This is a genomic window from Hymenobacter jeongseonensis, assembly GCF_015694725.1.
GTDB classification, from domain to species: Bacteria; Bacteroidota; Bacteroidia; order Cytophagales; family Hymenobacteraceae; genus Hymenobacter; species Hymenobacter jeongseonensis.
This window is the reverse complement of the sequence record NZ_JADQDQ010000021.1, coordinates 23,856-33,588: the sequence shown is the minus strand read 5'-3', so window position 1 is coordinate 33,588 and position 9,733 is coordinate 23,856. Positions and strand designations below refer to the sequence as shown.

At 64.1% G+C, this 9,733-nt stretch carries 8 protein-coding genes; 1 reads left to right on the top strand and 7 read right to left on the bottom strand.

Translation table 11 applies throughout. The features are described 5' to 3' along the window. Positions 1-124: 124 nt before the first annotated feature. The 5 genes from I2I05_RS21125 to I2I05_RS21105 form a co-directional block, all read right to left on the bottom strand. Entirely contained in the window at positions 125-1,438 is a 1,314-nt protein-coding gene (locus I2I05_RS21125; RefSeq protein WP_196284258.1) for a hypothetical protein, read from the bottom strand. Between the two features lie 121 nt (positions 1,439-1,559). Then, positions 1,560-2,483 carry a DUF5996 family protein gene (locus I2I05_RS21120; RefSeq protein WP_196284257.1) on the bottom strand — a complete coding sequence of 308 codons (924 nt, stop codon included), beginning with the start codon at positions 2,481-2,483 and terminating at the stop codon, positions 1,560-1,562. A 261-nt stretch (positions 2,484-2,744) separates the two neighbouring features. After that, positions 2,745-3,278 carry a hypothetical protein gene (locus tag I2I05_RS21115; RefSeq protein WP_196284256.1) on the bottom strand — a complete coding sequence of 178 codons (534 nt, stop codon included), beginning with the start codon at positions 3,276-3,278 and terminating at the stop codon, positions 2,745-2,747. A gap of 101 nt (positions 3,279-3,379) precedes the next feature. Further along, positions 3,380-4,291 (bottom strand): hypothetical protein, encoded by a 912-nt coding sequence (locus I2I05_RS21110; RefSeq protein ID WP_196284255.1) that lies wholly within the window; start codon positions 4,289-4,291, stop codon positions 3,380-3,382. 1 nt (position 4,292) lies between these two features. Continuing rightward, complete coding sequence (locus I2I05_RS21105; RefSeq protein WP_230688465.1) at positions 4,293-4,850, bottom strand: hypothetical protein; 558 nt, start codon at positions 4,848-4,850, stop codon at positions 4,293-4,295. 561 nt (positions 4,851-5,411) lie between these two features. Here I2I05_RS21105 and I2I05_RS21100 point away from each other — a divergent pair. Beyond that, complete coding sequence (locus I2I05_RS21100) at positions 5,412-5,714, top strand: hypothetical protein (RefSeq protein ID WP_196284253.1); 303 nt, start codon at positions 5,412-5,414, stop codon at positions 5,712-5,714. Positions 5,715-5,824: 110 nt separating this feature from the next. Here I2I05_RS21100 and I2I05_RS21095 read toward each other — a convergent pair whose 3' ends face one another. Together I2I05_RS21095 and I2I05_RS21090 are read right to left on the bottom strand one after the other, a co-directional pair. Continuing rightward, complete coding sequence (locus tag I2I05_RS21095) at positions 5,825-7,399, bottom strand: hypothetical protein (protein ID WP_196284252.1); 1,575 nt, start codon at positions 7,397-7,399, stop codon at positions 5,825-5,827. A gap of 431 nt (positions 7,400-7,830) precedes the next feature. Continuing rightward, on the bottom strand, positions 7,831-9,663 hold the full coding sequence (locus I2I05_RS21090) for a T9SS type A sorting domain-containing protein (RefSeq protein WP_196284251.1): 1,833 nt from the start codon (positions 9,661-9,663) through the stop codon (positions 7,831-7,833). Positions 9,664-9,733: the final 70 nt, after the last annotated feature.

Below are 9,733 nucleotides of genomic sequence, written 5' to 3'. Positions count from 1 at the left end.
AAACAGGGGTAGCGCGTCTGAAACCAACGGAGCGGCAAGGGGGATGTACCCGCGGCCTATCGTTTAGCGAAACGGTCCGAACAGCAGACTACGCCTGTTTATAGCAAGTACGCCCGCCCGTGGTTTAGTTTGCTGCGCTAGTGAAATCGATCAAAAAGGGCTGCAAGGACCGGCCATCCCGGCTCCGGAATCCGTCGCCCACCAGCAGCTGGTAGTGCCGGTTGGGCTGCACCACTACCTCAACCGTGGCAGTAGTGCCGTCCGCCGAGAAGCCCAGAAACCGCTGCACGCGCAGCAGGTGGTCGACCCCCAAAGGCCCCAGCTCGAAGTTGCGGTACTGCGGGTCCATGGGACTGGAAAAAGTGAGCGTTATGGTCGACCGCCCAGGCGTCACGGCCGCCGGCCCGGCTCCACGGGTAAACCCGAGCACGCGGGGCCGACCGGCCCCAAAGCCAGCTTTGAGTTGCGCACTGGCCTGCGAAAAGTAGCCGGCCTGGTCCACAAAGGCGAGCAGGGCTGCCTCGTCGTTGTAGTCGAGCTCGATCATGGTTTTGATCGCTCCTTTTTTGTCGCCTGCTCGCTCGTAGTACCCCTGGCACAGGGCGTAGCCGACATAGTAGCCCAAATCGCGCGTGTCAAACTCGTTTGGCTCGTTGCTGTAGAGCCAAAAACCGGGGGAAGGATTCAACAGGTGCGCTCCAAAGCGCTGCTTGACCTTGGCCGCATTAGCCGCGCCGTAGGCCAGGGCCGGCAGCGTGGACCGGTGGCCCGTGGCGGTGACAGCCACAAACTCGGCTACCCCCTCCAGCACGCACTGGGCCAGCAGCGTGTTACCTAGGGTAGTTTTCTGCTGGGTGTGGACGTACTCGTGGACCACGGTGAAGAGCACGTCCGCCTCGGTTTTAGCGGCGATGTGCGCTTTTAGTGGGGCCAGGTCGGGGCCAAATTCGGTGGTGTTCGTGGTTGCATCGGCCAGGGCCAGTTCGCTGCCCAGCAGCACCATATTGCCCGCGGCCGTGCCGCCCGTGCGGAAGGCGCCCATGGTGAAGTAGGTGGTGGCCATCCGCAAGTCGGGGTAGAGCCGCCGCAGGTGGCGGACCTGGGCGGCAGCTTTGCGGGCCAAGGCGGGGGCCCGGGCGGTGTTTGGTCGGACTGACTGCCAGAAGCGCGGGTAGCGGTTGATGGCCTCCACGTAGGACTGGGCCGTGTAGGTGCGGGCCTGCCTCAGGGCCTGCAGGCCGGGAGAGCCCGGCTGCAGGAACAGGGTGTTGAGGTAGGCGTACTGCTGGGCGCTGTCCTTGGTGGTGACGATGCGGTCGTAGGCTTGCCAGAACCGGTCGATGTCAGCCGTGACGAAGGAGGCGTGGCCTTGCCCCCTGGAAGGGGCGGCCACCAGCCAGAGTAAGAGCAGCACGACGCAGCGGAGGGTTTGGGTCATGTGGGCGGAGGCAATGTGGAGGGCAGCAAATAAACAACTCTCCCGGCAGCAGAGATGAGCCGAAGGAGTGAGACTTGCCGACTCGTTCACATAAACGGTGGCCCCTGCGGCAAGCATCCGCTTACCGACGCTCCAGCGCGGGCCGGTCCCAACGGGCCAGGTCGGCGACCGCCGCGTAGGTCGATTGGAGAAAGTCACGCACCATCCGGCGGGGGTCGGCGCCGGTGCGCACGGCTTCGTAGGGCAGGAAAAACTCGCCCTGGTCGGCGTCGAAAAACGCTTGCGCGGGCTGCACGGGAACCTGGCCCAGCCCGGGCAGGCCGGGGTAGGCGTAGCTGTAAAAGGCGGCGTCGGCCCCCTCGCCGCCGGGCCACCAGCCCGCGGCGCTTTGCTCGGCCGAATACGCCTCGCGGGTGACCCAATCGGCCAGGTGGGGAATGCCGCCGGGGTGCGGCGGCGCGGGCCGGCCCGAAAAGCGCGTCACGGCCAAATCGAAGCTGCCCCAAAAGAAATGGACCGGGCTCGCCTTGCCGGTGAAGCGGCTGCGAAACTCGTTCAGCAGCGCGTCGGCCTGCACCAGCACCTGCCAGAAGCGCTGCACCGCGTCGCGGTCGTAGGCGCCGGGCCGGTGGTTGTCGGGAAACGGGGTAGTGTCCGGCACCTCGACCGGCACGGGCCAGATGGTAGCGCTTACCCCGGCGTGGTCCAGCAGGGCGCGGTACTGCTGGTAGAACTCGGCCACGGAGCAGGGGTGCAGGGCCATTTCGCGCGTCTGGCCGTCGCTGGTGTGCAGGCGCAGGCGGTGGCCCACGAAGTCGAACACCACCTCGCAGAGGCCCGCCGCGTACGGCATGGCCCCGGTCGAGAGGCCGCGGGCCGTCACGTAGAGCGGCACCTGCCACCAGTGGTTCAGCATGGGGCAGAGGGCCAGCCGGGTTTTGCCCACGATTTGCGTCCACTGGTGCAGCGCGTGGCGGGTGGGGGTCCAGGAATCAGCGGGCAGCGCGGGCCACGCGTCGGGGCGGGGGGCGGGGGTGTGTGGCATGGGACGAAGCATTAGCCGCCCGCCTCCGCCGTGCGCGGGGCCGTTGGCGGCGTGGGCAGCATGGCGGCCGGGCGGACAACTAGCTGTTGGTACTGAGCAGCAAAAAAGGCCCGGTTGCTGGCAATCCGGGTACCGATGAGGGCTTGGCCGACCCGGTTGGTGGGACAATGTACCGGTTACGTAAAACAAAAAGGTCCGAAGGTTAACGCGCTGTTCAGGTGAAGGAGCCTTTTAAGATGCTATGTTTCAACATCGCGGCGCTTAGTGGAGTGCGCTAATCTTCAGAACATCGGCACCGGGGAAACGCACAACCAACGTGACTTTCTCGCCCCTGTTGTCATAGCGGTGTTGACCTAGCGTGATGGTATCGACCAATCCTGCTTTCGTAAAGACGCCCAGCGCATCGGGGTCGATTTCGTACACCATGCGAACCGGTGTGAACAGGGTTCTTCCCATGTGCTTCTGGAGTCGCGGGTCGTGTAATTGATTGACAATGCTGAACGTGTCGAGCAGGGCCAACGCGTCTTTGATGGGGGCTGATGGTCGAAATGAGAACCCGTCCCGCAAGCGTTCGGTGCGAAAATCTGTCGGCATCACCTCGCGCCGGGTGCTGTCCTTCAAGGGCACAAAGTACATTTGGTCATTGCCCACGCCGCCGAACACCACAAAGCCAAAGGCCACCACGGGCTGCGGATAAGCAGCCCCTGTCTCACCCGCTAGGTGGCAACCCATCAGCAACAGGCTGCCCACTAGGGGCCGCGCTTGGCGGAGAAAGCAGACGCAGCGGTTGTTCACGGTGAACTAGGTGTGTGGTCGAATGTCGCCAAAAGCAGCTCCGGCAAGATAGGTAAGCTGGGTTCAGGGTGTTCAGCGAAAGGGTGGTGCCGTAAACGGTTTTATCCAATGCCTTCCCTGTCCAACTTTGGGAGAGTGCTACCGGCAGCCTCTTGTCCGGCCAAGTGTATCGAGTAATGAAACCGGAGGACGCACCGGTGCCACAACGTTAAGGTTTGTTCGGCCCTAAGGTTTCCTTCGTAGCAGCGGACGTCTAACTGATCCCTAAACGAGCGGATGTATTGGGACCACAGCTGGCCTTTGGCGTCTGTAAGCACGAAATAGAACCCGGGGTCCCCAAATTTCTTTCCCGAAGACGCCAGGCGAAGCCCGCCATCGGGCCCTACGCTTGGCGACAATAGAACCGTGGCGTTTCCATTCGGCAGCGGAAACACCGCTTTGACGCATACCTCCCCGGATGGCAGCGTACAGGTCGAATACACGCCGGAATACAGCACTTGTCCGGTTGATTGAAAGGTCCGGTACCAGACGGTATACTTCACTTTGCCTGTTCCCGGGTCGGTGAGCGTGATTAGTTCGCTGTTTATCTGCTCCGACCCGGCTGTCCGATTGGAGGGAATGGTTAATTGCCCGATTCGGTGGCTAAACAAGGCATTTACCAATTTTCCGAAAATCTTAAACCACGGATTCCACTGCACCCGAAAGGCCAAGCGGTACCGGCCGGTGTTTTCGTAAAAATCGACGATTGCCGGCGAAAGGCGGGCAAATTCCGCCTCCGGCAGCTGCAGATCCTGCATGGAGGGAATGAGCCCCTGGCCCGTCGCGTTTCGTTCGACCACCAACCCTTCTTGTTCCGCAATCCCCTCAACGAAATTATCGGCGATTACCCCGAGGCTTCCCACCGGCCCCAGCAACCACGGCACGGCCAAGGGGTCGATTCGTTTCCCCCAGAAAATGGCCCATTGCTGCGTAAACCAATCTTGGCATTTCTGCTTGGTAGAAGCGAAGCCCATGTTAGTTGCCTTGGGTCAAGCCCGGAATCAGGTGGGTTCGGCCTTCCCACGAACCGTATTCCGCCAGGGGTTTGAAGCGCAGCGTGGTAAACTGAAAGTGAAAATCTTTTCTTTCCCGTTCTTTCATCGCCTGGGCGTGGCGCTTGGGCTGGGGAACGGCGCTGTGGCCGTGCACCATGGCGGCCATTTCCTGTTGCGACTTCCACACCGAGAACGTGGACACGGTTCGGGGAAGCCGGATGGCGGCCACGGCAAACGTTGCTCCCGGATGGTCGCGCACGAGCTTTTCCACGGGTCTTCCCCACCGAATAAACCGGGGCACCTGCAACAGCCGCATACGGGCAATCGTGACGGCCACCACCGGCGCGGCCGGTTCGTCCACCTCGGTGCTGTGTTGGGGAACGACAAACCCGTCGATAGCGCCCCACTGCCGCAAGTACGCCAACCGGGTGTGCCATCCGGTGGCCAGCGTTTTACCGAAATCGTCCTGCTGCAAAAACCGGTCGACCGCTGCTTCGTCCACCCATTGGGCAAACACCGCCAGGTGCCGGATGCGCATGCGGGCTGGTGAGAAAATAGCCGAACCCAGCGTCATCGCCGTCAGGCATTCGGCATGGATTAGCCCCGGAACAGTGTCAGCCGTAGGAGGACGCCATAACGCTTGGAGGGAAGACGTAACGGTCAGTTTTGCAAGATGAAAGGTAAACACACTCATTATTGATCGGGTAATCCCGCGGGGGTATCGCGCGCCAGCGGGTTTTGAAATCAGCGTGCCGCCTTGTACACCCGTGGCCGTGGTTAACCGTGCGGTTCAACGGTTAACCGACCATCGGGCAGGTCAATATCCGGCTAGAATTCGGATACCGCCATCCGGACTGCTTTTCTGCGTGCGAGGTCAGCAGCACTTAAACCCATTGGTTCGTTTTCATGACGAGCAAAGGACTTTCTGGGTCGTTCAGGAAAACGGTACGGACCTAAACTTAGGCCCATTCAAATTAAGGAGGGTATGTTTAGTGCGCTACTTCTGAAGGATGGAAGCAGCACAACAGGTGACGGCGTTCGTAACCGAGCAAGTCAAACGGAAACCACTCGAATACTTAATGAAAAAGAGAAACTGTTAATGGAGCAATTCAGCGCTTTCGAGGAACAATGCGTCGAAGACTTGCAATTGGACTTCACGCCATTGCACGACATCGTCCGAATTTTTTCCGGATTTGACAAGCTGCTGCCCACGGAAAAGGAGTTTCTGATTGCCTTGGAGTTCCTCGGTTACCTGATTGGTAAATACCGCGTCGTGGCCCAGGATGGGCCGGGCGGGCGGCCTCTGACCCAGCCCACCACAGAACTATTGCAGTGGCTGAAAAGCATGTGGTATCAGGGCAAGTATGATGAAATCAACTACGGCATCTGGTTTACGCTTTGACAAGGCATCCAACAGCCAATAACAGAATGCGGATTGTGTTTAGGGAAACGGTGGTTTAGGCGAAGGATAAATTGGTCCAAGGGCTGGGCTTCGTGTTGCCCTGTTTGCACTCAGCGGCCGGTGTCGGTGAACGAGGCCAGAAACGCCGCCAAGTTGACGCGGTTGGCGAAGGTCAGGACCCGGGGGCCGAATTGGAGCGGGCCGTTGAACCCGCCGGCGATATACACGCGGGCGCCGCGGGCGGCCACCGCGTTGACTTCGCTGGGCGTTGTCATTTGGTGGAAGTTGCGGGGTTGCTCCCGGGGCGGTACGTACGTCCGGGGCGGCCCGACGGCGCTCACCCAGTCGTAATGGCCCGTCGTGCCGCGGTCACTCAACCGGGCCACGTACAGCCTCAGGGGCGCTGCAGGCGCCGCGGCGAGCGCGACGGGGCCAAACCGGGCGGCTCCCCAGACGGTGCCGGTCACGTACAGGCGGGCGCCGGCCACGGCTAGGTTGCTGACGCGGCAACTGCCGTTGCCGCCGGCGGGCTGCGCCCAGGCATAGGCGGCCCGGTCGCCCGCGTCGACGAGCTTGGCGACGAAGCTGTTTGGATTCGCCCCCTCGGCCCGGCCCCGCGCCGTGTTGCGCAGCACCGCGGGGCCCAGACGCAGCGTGTCGGCCCAAAACCAGCCGGCTAGGTACACGTTCGCGCCGCGGACGGCCACGGCACTCACTGCGCTGCCCGGGGTCAGGCGCTGGGTCCAGACCGGCCGGGCGCTGGGGCCGGCATCGGCGAGCTTGGTCACGTACGGGCCCTCGGTGGGCGGGGCGGCGTCGTCCCACCCGTCGGACTCCTCGTCGCGGGCCGGGTTGCCCACCACGTACACGGCGGGGCCTTGCACGGCCAGCGCGCCGGCCCCGCCGGCTTCCCGGCCGCCGCCCGTGGGCACCACCCAGGCGAAGCGCCCGCTGGGGCCGGCATCGGTGAGTTTGGCCACGAACTGCTGGGTAACCGGCCTGGCGTCCTCAGGTGTCCCCTCGCGGAGCGCGGGGAGCAGGAGGGAACCGAATTGGCTCCCCGCGCTGCGGCACACGCCCGTCAGGTAGACCTGCGCGCCGTTCACGGCCACGCCCTGGCCGGTGTCATTCTTTAGTCCCCCCGCCCGCTGGGCCCACGTAAAGGCGGCGGTAGGGCCCGCATCGGTGAGCTTGGCGACAAACACGTCGGTGGTTTCTTTATCGATACGGTGCTCACTGGCCACCGTATCGGCATTGGTCAGGGTCAGCGGGCCCGCGCGCAATTTGAGGCTGCCGAAGTAACCCGTCACGTAAACGGCCGCTCCGTGCACCGCCACGGCTAGGGCTTCGTCCGAGGCGGTCCCGCCGAGGCGCTTGGCCCAGACAAACTGCTGCGACGCTGGGCTCCATTTGGCCACGAAGGCATCCAATCCCTGGCCTGTTGCGGTGCTAGCGAGCCGAATCGGGCCAAACCGGGCGGTGCCGGCAAAAGCGCCTACGAGGTACACGTCGCCCCCCGGGCCGAGGGCGGTCGCCTTCACCGTGCAGAAGTGGGCCGCGCTGGCCACGGCGGTCTGCCAGGACGGCGCCTGGGCCCGGGCCGTCCAGTTGACCAGCCAGCAGAGCCCCACCAGCGGCCACCCGCGCGTGGGAAAGAAGAAGCGTGTCAGGGAAACGTGCCGCATAAGGGGATACAATCAGAGCAGATTCTGCCCGCTTTGGGCACCACCCGTCGGGGGGCCTAAAAGTAAACCGCGCAGCGGATGCGGCACCGCCTTGCGACGGTGCAGCGCCCTTCCGCCGCTGGCGTGCTTGGGGCATCCGGAATGACGAAGACTGCGACGAGGCCCACTATTACCAAAATGAGCGCTACGAAATCCGGCGGAGACTGCTGAATCGTCGCCCTTCAACGCGGACTGCTGTGCCCACGATCGCGACCCGGTCACGCTGGGCCTTCGCCGGCCACGGCGCCCGGCCGTAGTGGTAGGCGCCACCGCGCCGCCACGCTGCCCCACCACCCCGTGCTGCCTTTTACCCCTTGTTTCGGTGCCTGGTTTCAACTCGCTGCTCCGTTAAGCTGGGCCAATCCTTTTCACCCACCCCGAAGGAAGCGCCCTTATTCTATCACCAGGCGCTGGGGTAGCCCGGCGCCGCGCAGCAGGTAGAGGCCCGCGGGCAGGCCCTGTAGGTCGAGCGCGGCCTCGGGGCCGGCCGGGGCGGGGTAGCGGCGCACGGCGCGGCCCAGGGCATTGGTGAGAACCAGGGGCGCCGCGGTGGCCCCAACGGGCAGACGCAGGGTGGCCGTGCGGTGGGCGGGATTGGGGAATAAGTGCGGACCGGCCCGCCGCAAGCCGACCGCCGCCGACAAGGCGGAGTTGCCGAGGGAGGCCAGAAAGCCCGCCGTTGACAAGCCTGCAATGCTCTGGGTGCCAAAGCTGGCAACGGGGGTCATTACGCCGGCCGCGTAGACCGCAGTGCCTTGCACGACTACACTACGGAGCGCATCGTAACCCGGGCCCCCGGCTTGCTGGGCCCAGGCAAAGCTGCCACTCACGCCCGCATCGGTCAGGCGGGCCACGAACGCATCGGAGGCCCCGGCCCCCCGCAGCGTGGTGTTGCCAAACGCCGCCGTGCTGCCGCTAAACTCACCGCCCACGTACAGGCTCGTGCCCTGCACCGCCAAGGCAGCGGGCGTATCCGACCCGCTGCCGCCGGCGCGTTGGGCCCACTCGTGGGAGCCGGTGGCCCCGGCATCGACGTACTTGGCAACGAACACATCCTCGCTGCCGGCACTGGTCAGCACGGTGGCATGGGGCATGGCCATGGTGCCGGAAAACTCGCCCGCCAGGTACACGTTGCTGCCATTCACTGCCAAGGCGCGGCCGCGGTCGTAGCCCGGCCCCCCGGCCCGCTCGGCCCACGCGTAGGTGGCACTGGTCCCGTGATCGGTGAGCTTGGCCAGGAACACGTCGCTGCTCGTGTAGGTGCTCCCACTGGCGTCGGCGTTGGCGAGCGTAACCGCGCCAAAGGTTGCCCGGGCGCGGTCGAACGCGCCCGTGAGGTACACACTGACCCCGTTCACCGCCACGTGGGCCACGCCCGTTCCCGGCCCGCCGCCCGGCTCGGCCCAGGTGAAGCTGGCGCTGGCGCCGGCGTCGGTGAGTTTGGCCACAAAGCCGCTCTTGTACCCGGAGGTGGACACCCGGAAGGCGCCAAACGTGGCGTAGGAGGAATAACCAAACGTCGCGTTTTGGTTGAACGCGCCCGTGATGTAGAGCTGGTTGCCGCTTACCGCCAGGCCGCCGGCCTCGTTGTTGTCGGAGCTGCCCGCCGATTGCGCCCACACAAAGCGGGCGCTGCTGCCCGCATCGGCCAGCTTGGCGACGTAGACAAAGGAGCGGTCGGTAAAGTAGATGGTGGGCGGGGGAAACGTCGTGGTGCCAAAGGAGGCGCTCACTTGGTACCCCCCCGTAATGTAGACATTGGCCCCGTTCACCGCGATGCCGCTCACGTAGTCGGAATACCCCCCGCCGGCCCGCTGTGCCCAGACGAAACCACGGGTGGCCGGGCTCCACTTCGCAACGAACACATCCGGGTTGGTCGGGCTGGTAAAGGTGGTGCTGCCGAACGAAACGGTGCCTTGAAAGACGCCCGCCAGGTAGAGATTGCCGTTGCCATCGGCCGCCGCGGCCTGCACCGCGCTATACCCGGCCAGGGTCGTGGGCGGCGCTACGGCCGTAGCCATCTGCCAGGTGGGAACTTGCGCCTGAACCCCCAGGCAGCCGCTCCACAACAGGAACAGCACGAGTAGGCAAGGCCAATAAGTGGCGGTGCCGCCGGGGCCGGTCGCCGTACCACTAGCCGTTGCGACGCCCAGTCGCGCTTGGGCCAGGGAGGGAAGTACACGGCTTGCCCGCAAAAGCCGCCGTGAGAATAAAGAGGGATTCATGTAGAAAGTGGGAAGAAAGGTGCCCAACGAGCGGAGGAACCACCACCTTTTAACTGGTTTTCGCGTCGAT

What these genes read in the sequence shown, in the direction of transcription:
- I2I05_RS21125 (WP_196284258.1), bottom strand. Translation starts at nt 1,438, where the DNA reads ATGACCCAAACCCTCCGCTGCGTCGTGCTGCTCTTACTCTGGCTGGTG.
- I2I05_RS21120 (WP_196284257.1), bottom strand. Translation starts at nt 2,483, where the DNA reads ATGCCACACACCCCCGCCCCCCGCCCCGACGCGTGGCCCGCGCTGCCC.
- I2I05_RS21110 (WP_196284255.1), bottom strand. Translation starts at nt 4,291, where the DNA reads ATGGGCTTCGCTTCTACCAAGCAGAAATGCCAAGATTGGTTTACGCAG.
- I2I05_RS21105 (WP_230688465.1), bottom strand. Translation starts at nt 4,850, where the DNA reads ATGCGCATCCGGCACCTGGCGGTGTTTGCCCAATGGGTGGACGAAGCA.
- I2I05_RS21100 (WP_196284253.1), top strand. Translation starts at nt 5,412, where the DNA reads ATGGAGCAATTCAGCGCTTTCGAGGAACAATGCGTCGAAGACTTGCAA.
- I2I05_RS21095 (WP_196284252.1), bottom strand. Translation starts at nt 7,399, where the DNA reads ATGCGGCACGTTTCCCTGACACGCTTCTTCTTTCCCACGCGCGGGTGG.
- I2I05_RS21090 (WP_196284251.1), bottom strand. Translation starts at nt 9,663, where the DNA reads ATGAATCCCTCTTTATTCTCACGGCGGCTTTTGCGGGCAAGCCGTGTA.